10 protein-coding genes and 1 pseudogene are annotated in these 15684 nt (G+C 69.8%); 4 read left to right on the top strand and 7 right to left on the bottom strand.

The annotated features are described in order from the left end of the window. Positions 1–142 precede the first annotated feature (142 nt). The 3 genes from ACFWY6_RS34445 to ACFWY6_RS34435 are packed head-to-tail and all read right to left on the bottom strand — an operon-like array spanning position 143 to position 3731. On the bottom strand, positions 143–1030 hold the full coding sequence (locus ACFWY6_RS34445) for a geranyl diphosphate 2-C-methyltransferase (RefSeq protein ID WP_384699011.1): 888 nt from the start codon (positions 1028–1030) through the stop codon (positions 143–145). Positions 1031–1062: 32 nt separating this feature from the next. Beyond that, on the bottom strand, positions 1063–2274 hold the full coding sequence (locus ACFWY6_RS34440) for a family 2 encapsulin nanocompartment cargo protein terpene cyclase (RefSeq protein WP_384699008.1): 1212 nt from the start codon (positions 2272–2274) through the stop codon (positions 1063–1065). Between the two features lie 44 nt (positions 2275–2318). After that, positions 2319–3731, bottom strand: coding sequence for a family 2B encapsulin nanocompartment shell protein (locus tag ACFWY6_RS34435; RefSeq protein ID WP_384699005.1), 1413 nt, complete (start codon positions 3729–3731; stop codon positions 2319–2321). 465 nt (positions 3732–4196) lie between these two features. Here ACFWY6_RS34435 and ACFWY6_RS34430 point away from each other — a divergent pair, with 465 nt between their 5' ends. Then, complete coding sequence (locus ACFWY6_RS34430) at positions 4197–5570, top strand: FAD-dependent oxidoreductase (RefSeq protein WP_384699002.1); 1374 nt, start codon at positions 4197–4199, stop codon at positions 5568–5570. A 115-nt stretch (positions 5571–5685) separates the two neighbouring features. Here ACFWY6_RS34430 and ACFWY6_RS34425 read toward each other — a convergent pair whose 3' ends face one another. Further along, a complete protein-coding gene (locus tag ACFWY6_RS34425; protein ID WP_384698999.1) occupies positions 5686–6294 on the bottom strand; it encodes a DJ-1/PfpI family protein in 609 nt (202 codons plus the stop codon). 147 nt (positions 6295–6441) lie between these two features. Here ACFWY6_RS34425 and ACFWY6_RS34420 point away from each other — a divergent pair, with 147 nt between their 5' ends. Continuing rightward, a complete protein-coding gene (locus tag ACFWY6_RS34420) occupies positions 6442–7353 on the top strand; it encodes a MerR family transcriptional regulator (RefSeq protein WP_384698997.1) in 912 nt (303 codons plus the stop codon). Between the two features lie 33 nt (positions 7354–7386). Here ACFWY6_RS34420 and ACFWY6_RS34415 read toward each other — a convergent pair whose 3' ends face one another. The 3 genes from ACFWY6_RS34415 to ACFWY6_RS34405 form a co-directional block, all read right to left on the bottom strand. After that, a complete protein-coding gene (locus ACFWY6_RS34415; protein WP_384698994.1) occupies positions 7387–9798 on the bottom strand; it encodes a SpoIIE family protein phosphatase in 2412 nt (803 codons plus the stop codon). 105 nt (positions 9799–9903) lie between these two features. Further along, complete coding sequence (gene glgX, locus ACFWY6_RS34410; RefSeq protein WP_384698991.1) at positions 9904–12018, bottom strand: glycogen debranching protein GlgX; 2115 nt, start codon at positions 12016–12018, stop codon at positions 9904–9906. 138 nt (positions 12019–12156) lie between these two features. After that, entirely contained in the window at positions 12157–12690 is a 534-nt protein-coding gene (locus ACFWY6_RS34405) for a pep a2 (RefSeq protein WP_384698988.1), read from the bottom strand. A 295-nt stretch (positions 12691–12985) separates the two neighbouring features. On the opposite strand from ACFWY6_RS34405, the pseudogene ACFWY6_RS34400 reads away from it, so the two are divergent. Continuing rightward, positions 12986–13165, top strand: a pseudogene (locus tag ACFWY6_RS34400) (DUF5133 domain-containing protein); the annotation flags it as partial. Between the two features lie 378 nt (positions 13166–13543). Beyond that, complete coding sequence (locus tag ACFWY6_RS34395; protein ID WP_384699014.1) at positions 13544–15586, top strand: alpha-1,4-glucan--maltose-1-phosphate maltosyltransferase; 2043 nt, start codon at positions 13544–13546, stop codon at positions 15584–15586. Positions 15587–15684 lie beyond the last annotated feature (98 nt).

Genomic DNA, 15684 nt, shown 5'->3' with positions numbered 1-15684 from the left:
AGCGCCGTTGACGGCCCCGGCGCGGCGCCCGGCAGCCGCGCCCACCGGCACAACACCTGGGGCGCCCCGTCCGCGACCACCTGGCCCTGCCCGGGGGGTCGGGCCCGTTCCGTCGGGACCGGGCCCTACCGATCAGCCGATGTCAGACACGGTCGGCCGCGATGAGCAGGTACTGGAAGGACCCGTCCTTGTAGGAGTTGATGAACGCGTCCTCGATTCCCGTGACCAGAGAGGACGTGGCCCGCAGCTCCCAGTACGGCAGGGTGTCGGGGGTGAGATCGACGACGGCCTGCGGGACGAGGCGGTTGTCGGCCATGGCGCGCAGATACTCGCGGCGCGAGTGGATGTTGCACTCGAAGTGCGCGTTGATCTGCGAGACCCACTTGGAGGGCTGGCCGTACCGCGGGTTCCAGCAGCCGGTGATGGTCACATAGCGGCCGCCGACCTTGAGGACGCGGGAGTGTTCGGCGAAGAGGTCGTGCAGGTCGACGTACATGGTCGACTCGTTGTTCCACGAGGCCGCGGCCTGCCCGGTCTCGAAGGGCGTGGAGAGCATGTTGCAGACGCGGGCGCGGACGTGGTCCTGGATGCGGAGCTCGCGCGCACGCCTGTTGGCGAAGTCGGCCTGCTTGGCCGACAGCGTGACCCCTTCGACCTTGCAGCCGAAGTGCTGGTGCGCCATCACCATCGAGCCGCCGCGGCCGCAGCCGGCGTCCACCAGGGTGTCGTCACTCCCGATGTCGCCGAGGTGCCCCAGGAGGAACTCGGCCTGCGCCGACTCCAGTCGGTGCAGCTCGGCGATCAGCTTCTTCTCGCTCTCGCTGTCCTCGGCGTCACCGAGCGCGGCGCGGTCGACGTCGCCGATGCCGTAGTGGTGGTGGTACAGACCGTCGACATCGCCGAGACGCAGGTTCACGGGCCTGGCCTCCCCGTCCCAGTAGCGGGCGATGTCCCCCTGGTAGGGCGTCGCCGGGCCGGGGATGCGCAGGGGGGTGCCGGTGGAGGTGGCGGTGAGTTCGGTGCTGGTCACAGATGAATCCATTTCTCTTACCGGAACTTCTCTTACCAGAAGTCGGGCAGGCTGTAGCGGTAGGTGTTGGTCTGGTGCCAGTAGTGGTTGCCGTCGACCCAGGCGGCCACGCCGCGCAGGAAGCGCTGGACACTCGGGACGGGGCAGGCGGCGGCCAGAGCCGTGGCTTCGGCCTCGAAGTCGTGCATGAGGTCGTTGTGGACCTCGACCGACTTCAGATAGGCGTCCTGGTCGGAGAGGCCCTCCCGCTCGGCGATCACGACCGGCAGGTTCAAGTGCACGCCAGGAGCGTCGAGTTCCTTGGTGTACGAGTACAGGTCGTTGACGATGGTCGTCGCGTTCCCCGCGAGAGCGATGACCTTCTGCATGGCGGGCTGTGCGTGCAGGTCCGCCGGCAGTTCGTAGCCGCCGACGGTGTCGGTGATGGTCGGGCAGGGGCGGAAGTTGTTGAACTGGCGCATCGCCAGGTACTCCCACACTTCGGGTACGTGTTCCAGCTGGGCCCAGGCGGCTTCGGCGAGATAGCCCAGGTGCAGCCGTGCCATGTCGTGCCGGAACCGGTCGGCCTGCGCGGCGCTGCCCGCCTGGACGAAGTACTCCATGGCGGAGCTGTAGGCGCGCCGGGGCGCGTCCGCGTGGAGCGACTTCGCCCACTGCGGCTGGTACTCCTGCGTCGTGTACAGGGGATCCAGGGCGGTGTGCGCGAGCAGAAGGCGTTCGCCGAGGCCGACGGGCGAGCCTCCGTGGTCCTCGCAGTAGCAGTCGTCCACCGCGTTCTCGGCCACCATCAGGCGGGTGGCGATCATCAGGTGGTCGACGGTGGGCGCGTCCGGATGGCAGGCGACCATGTAACGCCCCACGGAGAACCCGTCGAACTGCTCCTCCCAGTCATCGGGATAGAGGGAAACCTCGTCCAGCGCCCAGGACTTGATCCTGCGGCTGACCTCATCGACCCGCGCCGGATCGGGTTCGGGCACCGGGTGGAAGTAGAGCCCCGGGATCGGCGTGCCTTCCGCCGGAGCCACCGGTTCCGAGGCCGTCGGCGGTTCCGGGGGTGTCGGCGGCTCCTCCCGCGGCATCAGCCGCAGGCCCGCCGTGCCCAGGCCGCTGGGGCCGCGCAGGAGCCGCTCCAGGCCGGCGCTCGGGGCGGGCGCCGCGGCTGCAGGGGCATCGAGGGGAGGCGGGCCGCCGATGGCGGCCTTGATGTCGCGGGCGCGGGCCGCGGCGTCGGCGAGTACGTGCATCCATGGCTCCTTCGGGGGGTGGGCGGCCTCGCGGGCCGGGGCCGCTACCTGGGCCAGCGGGCGATCTGTACGTTCTCCATCACGCCGACCGCGTCCGGCACGAGGATGGCGGCGGAGTAGTAGGTGCTGACGAGGTAGGAGGTGATGGCCGTCTCGTCGACGCCCATGAAGCGGACCGACAGGCCCGGTTCGTACTCGTCCGGCAGACCGGTCTGATGCAGTCCGATGACGCCCTGGTTCTCCTCACCCGTACGCATGCAGAGGATCGAGCTGGTCTTCTCCTTGGTGATCGGGATCTTGTTGCAGGGGAGGATCGGGACCCCGCGCCAGGCCGGGACCTGCTGGCCGCCGAGGTCGACGTGGTCCGGATAGAGCCCGCGCGCGTTGAACTCACGCCCGATCGCCGCGATCGTCTTGGGGTGCGCGAGGAAGAACTTCGACCCGCGACGGCGGCAGAGCAGCTCGTCCATGTCGTCCGGCGTCGGCGGCCCCGAGTGCGTCTGGATGCGCTGCTGGAAGGCGGCGTTGTGGAGCAGGCCGAACTCCCGGTTGTTGATGAGCTCGTGCTCCTGGCGCTCGCGCAACGCCTCGACGGTGAGCCTGAGTTGCTCCTCGGTCTGGTTCATCGGCCCGTTGTAGAGGTCGGCGACCCTCGTGTGGATCCGCAGAATGGTCTGGGCGACCGAGAGTTCGTACTCGCGCGGCTTCAGTTCGTAGTCGGCGAACGCGCCGGGCAGCTCGTGCTCGCCGGTGTGGCCGGCCGACATCGCGATCTCCGCCTCGCCGCGGTGGTTCTGCCGTTGGCGGGAGAGCGCCGCGAACTCCTCGAGGTGCTCCCGGAGGCTCGGCGCCGCGGCCAGGACGGCCGCGAAGTCGGCGCGCGACAGGGTCAGCAGGGTGCCCGAGGTCTCGGCGGTTGCGGTCTGCTCCCACCGGGCGTCCTCGTCGATGAGGGCGTTCTCCCCGAACTGGTCGCCGTCGGCGAGTACGTCCAGGGCGACCTCGTCGCCGTACCTGCCGACGGTGGTCTGGCTGATACGTCCGTGGGCGATCAGGTGCAGCTGCTCCGCGGGCGTGCCGCGCTCGACCAGCGTCTCGCCGATCCGGAAGTCGCGCTGGACGCACCGATCGGCGATGGCGGTCAGTACCTCATCGTCGTCGAAGCCGCGCAGCAGGGCCAGTTCACCCAGTTCACGGGGGATCACCCGGACGTCGGCGCCGTCCTGGACGAACTCCACGGTGCCGTCGCCGACGGTGTAGGTCAGCCGACGGTTCACCCGGTAGGCGCCGCCCTTGGTCTCCACCCAGGGCAGCATCCGCAGCAGCCACCGGGAGGTGATCTCCTGCATCTGCGGGGCGGACTTGGTCGTGGTGGCGAGGTTGCGGGCGGCCGCAGTACCCAGGCTGGACTGCCGCGGCAGCTCCACTTGCGCTTCCGGGCTCGAGTCAACAGTCATCGGGCGAGCTCTCCTTGGTCAGGGCGGTGACGCGCGTATGCGGACGTCACCGGGCAAGAGGAGGGAAACAGGGGTATACGAACGGGAATCCGGCCAGATCCAGAGGGAACACTAATGGCCGCTCGGCCGCCCGGAGCAAGGAAATTCGCCGACATTAACTCGATACGATGATCGAGCGCGCGCGATGTTTGCGCAGGTACCGGCGGCTTTCAGCCCCGATGGACGGCGCGTTCCGGCGAGCGGCGGACGGCTCGCGCGATGCGAGGCCGACCAGCCGAGGGGCCCCGAAGTGCCGTACATCCAGGCCGTCGTGGGCCATCGGGGCGTCCGCACACCGCGGCCACCGTCCGTGTGCGCAGAGGCATCCCCGCGTCACGGCGGCGGAAACGCGACACGGGTCCTCCGGGGCGGGGTACCGCTGGGGCGAAACTGCGATTAGTGCGGCTGAGAGGAACGGGACCCGTCATGACCAAGAACCAGCACAGTTCGTCGCCCGGCACCCGCTGGGAGCGGGCCGTCGTCGTCGGCGGCGGATACGCGGGTCTCGTCACCGCCCGCGTCCTGTCCGATCACTTCAGAGAGGTGCTCGTCCTGGAGCACGACCCGGTGCGGTCGGACACGGGTGTGCACCCCCATGTCCCGCAGGGCTACCACGCGCACGCGCTGCTCGCCCGGGGCGGCGAGGCGCTGGAGGAGCTCTTCCCGGGGCTGCGGGCGGAGCTCGCGGAACTGGGCGCGCCGGTCTTCGACTACGGCGAGCGGATGAGCTTTCTGCTGCCGACCGGCTATGCGCCGGCCGCCCCGGTGGGCCTGGCCATCCAGAGCCTCACGCGCGACGAGCTCGAACGGCGCCTGCGGCAAAGGGTGTTGGCCCTGCCGGCCGTGCGCGTGCTCCCGGCGACCCGCTGCGAGACGGTGACGGCCAGCGCTCCCGGGCGCCTGGACCGGGTCCGTTACCGCACCGACGGCGCCGAAGAGTCCGCCGAAGTCACCGCGGACCTGGTCGTTGACGCCTCGGGTCGCTCCACGTCCGTCGACCGGTGGCTCACCGACGCACGGCTGCCGGTGTCCGCCAAGACCGTCATCAAGGCGAAGATCACCTACACCTCCGCGTGCTACGAACGCCCGCCGCAGGACCGGCAGGACTTCGACATCGCGTACCAGATGGCCTTCGCGCCCGACGTCCCGCGCGGCGGAGTCGTCCTCGCCGTGGAGCGCAACCGCTGGATGTGCTCGCTGCTCGGCGTCGACGAGCACGTGCCGCCCACCGACGACGAGGGCTACCTCGACTTCGCCCACAGCCTCGGCAATCCCCGCCTCGCCGAACAGATCAAACGCGGCACCCGGCAAGGAGAGATCCACCGCTACACCAACCCCGGCAACGAGTGGCGCCTGCACCACAAGAACGCCCGCTGGCCCGAACGCCTGATCGCGGTCGGCGACTCCCTCTGTGTGTTCAACCCGGTGTACGGACAAGGGCTCACGGTCGCCGCGCTCGAAGCGGAGCTGCTCGGCCGACTGCTGCGCCGCAGGCGGGCCGACGCGGCCGGACTCGACGGCCTCAGCCGCGCCTACCAGCGCGCCGCGGCCCGTGTCATCAAGGTCCCCTGGACCATGGCCACCAGCTCGGACCTGATGTGGGCACCCGCCGGACAGCCGCGGTCCGCACGCTTCGCCCACTGGTACAACAAGCACGTCTTCGCGCTCGCCGTGCACGACCCGGGCGTGTGGGCCCGGTTCGTACGGGTCCTGAACATGACGGCCCCGCCCTCGCTGCTGTTCCGCCCGTCCGTGCTCGCCAAGGTGGTACGCCGCGCGCTCACGCGCCGCCGGAGCTGAGGCGGCGTACCGCGAACTGCGGGGCCGAGTACCGCGTCGTCATGGGGAGGAGGCCGCCGGCGCGACGGGCGAGATCCTCAAGCGTGAACTCGCGGTCGACTGACGCGCGGTGGCGTCAGCGCAGGACCGCCTCGCCCGTGCGGACGGCACGCATCGCGCGCTCGACGGTCTCCTCGTTCTCGCCGACCGGAGCCACGTAGTTGATGACGTCGCGTGCGGCGTCAGCGCCGAGCGTCCGGGCCATCACCCACGTGGCGAGATACTGCGAGGCCAGGCAGCCGCCCGCCGTCGCGATGTTCCCCTCGGCATGGAACGGCGCGTCCAGGACGGTGACACCGCAGGCCTCGACAAGGGGCCGGCTCGTCATGTCCGTGCACGCGGGCATGGACGTCAGCAGCCCGAGCCGGGCGAGCACCAGCGCACCGGAGCACTGCGCACCGATCAGCTGGCGCGAAGGGTCAAGCGGCAGCCTGGAGATCAACCGGTCGTCGGCGACCACGTCGCGCGTCTTCACGCCGCTGCCGATCAGTACGACATCGGCCTCGGTCACGAACTCCATGGGGCGCTGCCCAGTTGTCTCGACGCCGTTCATCGACGTGACCACCGGCGTCGGTGTCGTGATGAAGGCCTCCAGGCCGTCCTTTCGGCACCGATTGATCAGCGCGGAGGCGATGAAGCTGTCGAGTTCATTGAATCCGTCAAAGGTGACCACGGCTACCTGCATGGCATCTCCTCGAAGTCCGGAACCGGCCTGGAGGTGCAGATTCTCAGGCGTGCTGCGCCCGGGAACCGGGCCAATCGGCGTCCGGTGGCTCAGTCGTGTCAGTAAACGCTTGACTCTCCATCCGCTGGAGGGATGAGAGTTGGCCTCGTGAGCGACCACACCGAGCTGCTGACCATCGGCGAACTCGCCCGGCGCACCGGGCTTTCCGTGCGGACCATCCGTTTCTGGTCCGACAGCGGAGTCGTGGTGCCGACCGGCCGCACGGCGGGCGGCTTCCGGCTCTACGACGCCGATGCCACCGCCCGTGTCGACCTCGTCCGGACCCTGCGCGAGCTGGGCCTTGACCTGGAGACGGTACGCCGGGTGCTGGACAGGCAGGTGACGGTGCGCGACGTGGCCAGGGCGCATGCGCGGGCAGTCGACGCGGAGATCCGCACACTGCAGGCACGGCGCGCGGTGCTTGATCGGGTCGCTCGGCAGGGCAGTACGACCAAGGAGATGAGACTCATGCATGAACTGGCCCGGATGTCCGCCGACGAGCGACAGCGGATCATCGACGATTTCGTCCACGAGACCTTCGACGGTGTCGACCCCGACGCGCCTGGCGCCCACATCGCCCAGGCCATGCGCACCGTACCGAAACACCTGCCCGCCGACCCGACCGCCGAGCAGGTGGACGCCTGGGTGGAGCTGGCCGAGCTGGTCGGCGACGAGCCGTTCCGGGAACGGGTACGCGAGATGGCCCTGGCCGGGGCGTCGCAGGGAGAGCAACAGCCGGCGGGGCCCGACCCGGCGAAGGTCGCGGTCCACGCCGGCCAGGCGGTACGCGAACACGTCGCCCCCGCAACGGCCGCAGGCAAGGAGTTCCTTCACCGCATCATCGACCCCGGCCTGCCGGCAGCGGAACGCGCCCGGCTGGCTGATCAGTTGGCGACTTTCACCGACCGCAGGGTGGAGCGGTACTGGCAGCTGCTTGCGGTGCTCAACGGGCGGCCGCAGGTCCCCTCGCAGGTGCCTGCGTTCGAATGGCTGATCGCCGCCCTGCGAGCGGAGGATTAGGGGGCATCGGTACCGCTCACCGTCGACGGTGAGTCAGGACGGCGACGGTCCCGTCGCGGGAAAGGCCTGGTCCGTCCAGATGGTCTTGCCGGAGCGGGTGTAGCGCGTTCCCCACCGCTGGACCAGCTGCGCGACGATGAACAGGCCGCGCCCGCCTTCGTCGTCGTCGCCGCTGTGGCGCAGGTGCGGTGAGGTGTGGCCCCGGTCCGCGACCTCGCACAGGAGGGTGCGGTCACGGATGAGGCGTACCTGGATCGGCCCTTCGGCGTACCTGACCGCGTTGGTCACCAGCTCGCTGACGACGAGCTCGGTCGCGAAGGACAGCTCCTCGAGGCCCCAGCGGTGCAGCTGTTGGGTGGCAAGCTCCCGGGCCTGGCCCGCGGCGACCGGTTCCGCGGGCAGTTCCCATTCGGTGACCTGCGAAGGGTCGAGTTCCCGGGTGCGGACGAGCAGCAGGGCGGTGTCGTCGGCCGTCGAGCCGCCGGGCAGGAGTTGTGCCACGGCCCGGTCGCAGAGCTCTTCGAGCGACGCCCGCCGGTCGCTGAGTACGCGTCCCAGGATGTCAAGACCGTGGTCGATGTCGCGGTCACGGGCCTCGACAAGGCCGTCGGTGAAGAGCGCGAGCAGGCTGCCCACCGGCAGCTCGATCTCCATCGACTCGAACGGCAGACCGCCGAGGCCCAGCGGCGGTCCTGCCGGCAGGTCCGGGAAGGACAGCCGGCCGTCCGGGTCGACGACCGCCGGCGGCAGGTGCCCGGCCCTGGCCATGACGCAGCGCCGCGACACCGGGTCGTAGACCGCGTAGAGGCAGGTCGCCCCGGTGGTCACATCGGCGTACATGCCGTCGGGCGTTTCCAGCTCGGCCCGCTGTTCCTCCGCCGACTGCGCCACCAGGTCGTCGAGCCGCGAGAGCAGCTCGACGGGATCCAGGTCCATCTGGGCGAACGCGCGCACGGTCGTACGCAGCCGTCCCATGGTGGCGGCCGCCTGCAGACCGTGGCCGACCACGTCTCCGACCACGAGTCCGATCCGGGTTCCGGACAGCGGGATGACGTCGAACCAGTCACCGCCGACGCCGGTCACGTCGTCCGTGGGCAGATAGCGGTAGGCGACGTCGACCGCCGACTGCTCCGGCACGTGTTGCGGCAGCAACTGGCGCTGGAGGGCCAGGGAGGCGGTGCGCTCACGGGTGAAGCGGCGGGCGTTGTCGATGGACACGGCCGTACGGGCGACCAGCTCGTCGGCCAGTGACACTTCGCCGCTGTCGAAGATGGCCCCGGTGTCGCGTATGAAGGTGACGAGTCCCAGCGTGCTGTTCCCGGCCCGCAGCGGCACGACCAGGACCGAGTCGTCGAGCACGAGCCCGCCCGAGGAGAGGCTGCGGTCCTGCGGTGAACCGGACGGGTACTCCACGGGGGAGTGGCTCGCGGAGGGAGCGGGCGCAGGCCCCCTTCCTGGCTCCTCCTGGCAGGCTTCATCGGCCGAGCAGCGGGCGACCCGCACCAGGGACATCGCCGCCGAGCCGCTGGTGGCCGGCACCTCGCCCTCCAGTACGCCCCTCGCGAGGTCGACCGTGACCGTGCTCGCGAACTCCGGCACCGCCACCTCGGTGATCTTCTCGGCGGTGGCCATCACATCGAGGGCCGTACCGACTCCGCGGCCCGCCTCGACGAGCAGGGCGAGGCGACGCTGGGCCTTGTAGCGATCGGTGATGTCGAATGCGTCCTCGCACACCCCAAAGACATGTCCGTTGGCATCCTGGAGCCGGTAGTAGGCGCAGGACCAGAGGTGGTCCGTCTCCGGGTCGGTGGGCGGCCTGCCCTGGAAGTGCAGGTCCAGAAAGGGTTCCCCGGTGTCAAGGACGTGACGCATGACCGTGTCGAGGGTGGGCGGATGCCCCCGGGTCACGAACTTTCCCTCGGAGTACAGCTCTTCGGCCCGAGAGCCGCGGAACTCGGCGAGCGGTCGCCCCATCTCCTGTTCGTACGCCGAGTTGCACCAGGTCAGGCGCAGGTTGGTGTCGTAGATGGCCAGGCCTACGGGGGACTGGGTGGCAAGGCCGTGCAAGAGGGACTGCCGGGCTTCCCAGATCCGCAGATCCTGTAGCTCCGTCGCCACGACGACGCGCAACGCCGTGTCGGCGCCCGCCAGCGGACACACCGCGGTGGCGACGGTCAGTTCACGCCCGTCGCGGTGCCGGGCGACGCGGATCTCGTTCCCCCGGAACAGGGGAGGGGGCGGGAGAACGGCGACTGCCTGGCCGGGTGGCAGGAGAGTGGCCACGGGCCTGCCGAGGATCTCCTGCGCCGGGTAACCGAGGAGCCGCTCCGCCGCGGGGCTCCATCCGATGACCGTGTCCTGGGCGTCGACGACCGCCGTGGCCGCCCTGTTGACGTCGAGGGGGCCACGGAAGTCGGAGCTCTGCTCCGCGTTCCATGCAGTCATCGCGCCACACCAGCCCCGTTCATCCCCTACAGAATCCGCCGTCCCCGGGGCGGGCACAACCGCTGTACGCCCACCCAACGGAATCCGGAGGCCGCCGCCACCGCGTCAGGGCGCGACGTGCGCCCGGGACAGCAGGAGCAGACTGTGCGCCCCTAGGGCGATCTCGCTGTCCGCCTTGTGCTCGGTCTCGTCCGAAAGGCCTCGCGGGTCCGAGGTGTCGATCCGTGTGGTCCAGCGTTCGCCGTACGCGGGGTCCGGCAGCTGGAAGACGATCGGCTCCCGGTAGCTGTTCAGGAGCAACAGGAAGGAGGTGTCCACCACAGGTCTGCCGCACGCGTCGGGTTCCGTGATCGCGTCACCGTTGAGGAAGACGCCGATGGCGTGGGCGTCGGGCCGCTGCCAGTCCTGCCGCGTCATCTCGTGCGCGTCGGGCCTGAACCACACCAGATCCGGCAGCGGCCGGGCCCCACGGGTCGTCGTGTCACCAAGGAAGAAGCGGCGTCTTCGCAACACCGGGTGCTCGACCCGCAGCGCGATCGCCCGCCGGGTGAAGGCGAGCAGGTCACGCCGGTCCTCGTCGAGATCCCAGTCGACCCAGGAGATCTCGCTGTCCTGGCAGTAGGCGTTGTTGTTGCCCAGTTGGCTGCGGCCCATCTCGTCGCCGTGGGCGATCATCGGAATCCCCTGCGACAGCATGAGCGTGGCGAGGAAGTTGCGCTGCTGGCGCGCACGGAGCTCCAGGACGCCCTCATCGGCCGTCGGTCCCTCGACGCCGCAGTTCCACGAGCGGTTCGCGTTCTCGCCGTCCCGGTTGTCCTCGCCGTTGCCCTCGTTGTGCTTGTCGTCGTACGAGACCAGATCACGCAGCGTGAAGCCGTCGTGCGCGGTGACGAAGTTGACGCTCGCGCGCGGACGGCGACGGTCGTGCTGGTAGAGGTCGGACGACCCGGTCAGCCGGGAGGCGAACTCGGCGAGGGAGTTGTCCGCGCCGCGCCAGAAGTCCCGTACCGCGTCGCGGTACTTGCCGTTCCACTCCGACCAGAGCGGCGGGAAGTTGCCGACCTGATAGCCGCCCTCGCCGACGTCCCAGGGCTCGGCGATGAGTTTGACGCGTCCGACCACCGGGTCCTGCTGGACCAGGTCGAAGAACGCGGAAAGCCGGTCCACGTCGTGGAACTGCCGGGCGAGCGTGGCGGCCAGATCGAAACGGAACCCGTCCACGTGCATCTCGGTGACCCAGTAGCGCAGCGAGTCCATGATCAGTTGCAGGACGCTGGGGTGCCTCATCAGCAGGCTGTTGCCCGTGCCGGTGGTGTCGAAGTAGTGCGCCGGATCGCTCTCCGCCAGGCGGTAGTACGAGGCGTTGTCGATGCCGCGGAAGGCGAGCGTCGGGCCGTTCTCGTCGCCCTCCGCGGTGTGGTTGTAGACCACGTCCAGAATCACCTCGAGCCCGGCCGTGTGCAGCTTCTTGACCATCGACTTGAACTCGGTGACCTGCTCGCCGCGCGAGCCGTGCGCCGCGTAGGCGTTGTGCGGCGCGAAGAAGCCGATGGAGGTGTACCCCCAGTAGTTGGACAGGCCGCGGTCGCGCAGGAAGCCGTCCTGCACGTACTGGTGCACCGGCATCAGCTCGACGGCGGTCACCCCCAGCGAGAGGAGGTGATCGATCACGGGCTCGGTCGCCAACCCCCCGTAGGTGCCCCGGAGTTCGGCGGGGACCCCGGTGTGTCTGCGGGTCAGGCCTCGCACATGGGTCTCGTAGATCACGGTCTGGGCGTAGGGACGCCTCGGCAGTACGTCGCCCTCCCAGGGGAAGGAGGGGTCGGTCACCACCGAGAGCATCGTGTGCGCGGCGCTGTCGGCCGGATCGGGACCCCGCGCCGCGTGCTCGTACAGCGCCGCGTCGTTGTCCACCTCCCCATCGAACGCCCTGGCGTAGGGGTCGAGGAGCAGCTTGGCGGGGTTGCACCGATGGCCCGTGGCGGGTTCCCAGGGGCCGTGCACCCGGTATCCGTAGCGATGTCCCGGGCCGACCCCCGGCAGGTAGCAGTGCCAGACGAAGCCGTCGACCTCGGTGACCCAGATGCTTTCGTGGGTGCCGTCCTCGTGGATGAGGACGAGCTCGACACGGTCGGCGACCTCGCTGAACAGGGCGAAGTTCGTCCCTTCGCCGTCGTAGGTCGCGCCGAGCGGGAAGGGGTGTCCGATCAAGGTGCGCACGCTGCTGCCTCCGTATGGATGACGCGTGGATGAGCGTGGTCGTCGGTGTGTGTCACGCGTACCGCGCCCATGGACGGGCCGCGGCTTCCCCGATGGGATGCCGCGGCCGTGGCGCGCCGCCACCGCCGAGCGCCTCGTTCAGCCGACGGGCACCGCTTGCGGCAGCGGATCCGACGCCGCGGGTCGCTCCCCCAGCGTGGGGCACAACTCGTCCCGCTGCGCGGCGTGCCCGATCGGGGAGGCGGCCGCGCGCAGCGTGGGCGCGGGCGGCGCGGGGGTCAGCAGGGCGCCGTCGGCGGACCGGGCACGGTGCGAGAACCAGATGATTTTGCCGTTGGTCGCCGGACAGTTGCCCCAGCCGTCGCTCAGCGCGGCGATCTGCGCCAGATAGCCCTCCGGCCCGCAGTGCGGATGACGAAGGTCGCGTTCGTTGTCGGATACGGCCGTGATGAGGTGCTGTCCGTTCCACCACATCTCGACGACGGTGTGCTTGTCCGTCGCATGCGTCGCGATCGCCTGCAGCAGCACGCTTGCGCAGTGGCTCACGGGTTCGACGAGAACCCCCAGGCCCCAGTGCCGGAGGTGTGCGGCAAGAATGCGCCTGACCTGCCTGACCCGCTGGGGGGTGATCTCCACCTCGAGGTGGTAGTAGCAGGGGACTGCGGTCTTCATGGCTCTTGACTCCTCTCGGCCAAGCTTCCGACCGGTCGGCTCGTCGAGCCGCCGCCCCGAACACGAAGCGTGAGAGTTGATCGCTTCTGAGTCATTTCAGGGTGGGAGTGCTGCTCCATTCGTGCAACACGAGCAGGTCGTGCCGGTCGTTGAAGATCCAACAGGACGCTGCGCACACGGGCGTGCACTATGGGTCAGGAAGTGCGTCCGGCACTCACCCCGGTTTGTCGACCCCCTCCGGCGCCAGTCAGGTGCACCGCGAGGCACTCCGGAGCACGAGAGGGTGACCAGCGTGATGCTGCTGCCTGACAAAGCCGAGGTCGCGCGGCACCTGAACCAATACCGGTCCTGGGAGCGGCTGTTGCTGGCCGGTCCCGCCGACCTCGGAGCGCGAAAGCACTTCGAGAACACCGCGTACACGCTGTGCGTCCTGATGGGAGAGCGCACGGCGCGGCTCGCCGCGGAGGCCGCCGAGCGCTATCTGGGCCTGCGGCCGTCGCGTCGGCAACCGGCGGCCATCAGCCCGTGGCCGCCGGCCACACGTGGCCACGGCCTGTGCCCCGGGCACCGGGGCATGGCAAAGGAGAGAGCGATGACCCGAGCTCCGCGGACGAGCCCCGCCCCATCGATGGCCCTCGCCCGGTCGATGGCCTCCGCTCCGTCGACGGGGCCGGCTCGGGAGGCCACGGGCCCGGCCCCGGATTCGACGGGGCCGGCTCGGGAGTCGACGGGCCCAGTCCCGGATTCGACGGGCTCAGCCCTGGATTCGACGGGCTCAGCTCCGGATTTGACGGGCCCGGCTCCGGAGTCGAGGGGCCCGGCTCCGGAGTCGAGGGGCTCAGCCCCGGATTCGATGAGCCCAGCTCCGGAAGAGGCTCCGGTCTCCTTGACCGTGCCCATCCTGGACGTCGCCCCGGTCGTAGATTGCGGCCGCCGTCCCGCGAAGGCGGTCCCGGGGGAGACCTTCCAGGTGACGGCCACGGTATTCGGCGAGGGCGATGGCCCGGTCGGTGCCGAGGTCGTCCTGATGGGCCCGGACGGCCGGGCCCGGCCGTGTGCCCCCATGCGCGAACTGGCCCCGGGCACCGACCGCTGGGGCGCCGATGTGACACCGGACGCCGAGGGGCGCTGGACGTACGCCGTGGAGGCCTGGGCTGATCCGGTGACCGGATGGTGTCGCTCCGCACGGATCAAGGTCCCGGGCGGCATCGACGCCGAAGTGACGCTCGAAGAGGGCGCGCTGCTGTACGAGCGGGCCGCGGGCGGAGTGCCGGACGGCGGGGAGCGCCAGGCACTCCTTGACGTCGCGGAGGCTCTGCGGGATGAGCAGCGGCCGCCCGAGGCACGTCTGGAGGCCGCGCTCGCTCCGTGGGTGGACGAGGTGCTCTCGCGGCACCCGCTGCGTGAGCGCATCACTCGATCGCGCGCCTTGCCGCTGCTGGTGGAGCGGGAGCGGGCGCTGTTCGGTTCTTGGTACGAGTTCTTCCCGCGCTCGGAGGGTGCCGTCGTGCGCGAGGGCGAGCCGCCGGTCCCGGGGACCTTCCGTACCGCGGCGGAGCGGCTGCCGGCGATCGCGGAGATGGGCTTCGACGTGGTCTATCTGCCGCCGATCCACCCCATCGGGACCACCTTCCGCAAAGGGCCAGACAATTCCCTCTCCTCAGGCCCGCAGGACGTGGGCGTGCCCTGGGCCATCGGCTCCCCCGAGGGCGGGCACGACGCGGTCCACCCCGACCTGGGCACGCTCGACGATTTCGACGCGTTCGTGCGCCGGGCCGCCGGGCTTGGGCTCGAAGTCGCCCTGGATTTCGCGCTGCAGTGCTCCCCCGACCATCCGTGGGTGGACAAACACCCCGAGTGGTTCGCGCACCGCGCCGACGGGACCATCGCGTACGCGGAGAACCCGCCGAAGAAGTATCAGGACATCTATCCGCTGGCCTTCGACCGCGACATGCCGGGCCTGGTCGCCGAGACCGTACGTCTGCTGCGGTTCTGGATGGACCACGGCGTGCGTATCTTCCGCGTCGACAATCCGCACACCAAGCCCGTCCTCTTCTGGGACGAGGTGCTCACCGACATCAGGCGCACCGACCCGGACGTCATCTTCCTGGCGGAGGCGTTCACGCGCCCCGCGATGCTGCGCACCCTCGCGGCGATCGGCTTCCAGCAGTCGTACACGTACTTCACCTGGCGCAACGAGAAGGGTGAACTGACCGACTACCTACGGGAGTTGTCGGGCGAGACCGCGCATTACCTGCGGCCGAACTTCTTCGTCAACACCCCCGACATCCTGCACGCCTACCTCCAGGACGGCGGCCGCCCCGCCTTCGAGGTGCGCGCCGTACTCGCCGCAACCCTCTCGCCGACGTGGGGCGTCTACAGCGGATATGAACTGTGCGAGAACGCCCCATTACGGGCCGGCAGCGAGGAGTATCTGAACTCGGAGAAGTACCAACTGCGGCCGCGGGACTGGCAGTCGGCGACCCGTTCCGGCTCCACCATCGCACCCCTCATCAGCACGCTGAACCGCGTACGGCGCGCCAACCCCGCCCTGCGCCAACTGCGTGACCTGCACTTCCACTCCGCCGACCAGGAGGCGGTGATCGCGTACTCGAAGACGGTCAGGGACCCGGACGACCCGGAAGGATCGAACACGGTTCTGGTGGTCGCCAACCTCGACCCCCACCACACCCAGGAGGCCACGGTCTCGTTGGACATGCCGGAACTCGGCCTCGACTGGCACGAGACCGTGCCGGTGCGCGACGAGCTCACCGGCGAGACCTACCACTGGGGCAGGACCAACTATGTGCGCCTCGAGCCGGGCCGGGCGCCCGCGCACGTCTTCAGGGTCCTGCGACCGTCCTCACCGTTGATCGGAGGGTCACCCACACCATGATCATCAATGAGCCCGTCCAGGACACCTTCGAGGACACACCGGCGAAGGACCGTGACCCCGAGTGGTTCAAACGCGCCGTGTTCTACGAGGTCCTGGTC

This window comes from Streptomyces sp. NPDC059037 (assembly GCF_042740015.1).
Lineage (GTDB): Bacteria > Actinomycetota > Actinomycetes > Streptomycetales > Streptomycetaceae > Streptomyces.
The sequence above is the reverse complement of the archived record's forward strand: the minus strand, read 5'-3'. Positions and strand labels throughout refer to the sequence as shown.